Raw genomic sequence first — 412 nt, forward strand, 5'->3', positions numbered from 1 at the left:
GCTTGGGTCTACATCTGGATCAAAGGTAACTTTGATGTTGCCATTCGGTTCGATTTCAACCGTTACACTTGGTGGTGTACGATCAAGCGCAGGTTCGTTGTCTTTTGATGTTAATGGGTGGTTGTTTGCATCTGTTGTTGAAGCAAAGACTTGAATGTCACCATCCATAAATTCAACAGGGACTTGTGCTTGATATGTACCATCTGCACCTACTGTTGCTGTGATCTTAGTTTCAATTTCTACGCCATTTTTGTCATGACCTATCACCACCAATTCTACAGTTTGACCTGCTGGAACTTCTGTTGTCGTACCTGTAATTTGACCATGATGGTCAACATCAACCGTGATGCTACCAGCTGTGATTGGTTCTCGGATTGCAGGTGCTGATTCTACTGTGCTGCCATCTTCTGTC

At 43.7% G+C, this 412-nt stretch carries 1 pseudogene; it reads right to left on the bottom strand.

Going from position 1 to position 412, the window contains the following annotated elements:
* Nucleotides 1–412, bottom strand: a pseudogene (locus tag AVJ19_RS21315) (hypothetical protein); the annotation flags it as partial.

It is taken from the genome of Acinetobacter sp. CFCC 10889 (assembly GCF_003268395.1).
Classification (GTDB): Bacteria; Pseudomonadota; Gammaproteobacteria; order Pseudomonadales; family Moraxellaceae; genus Acinetobacter.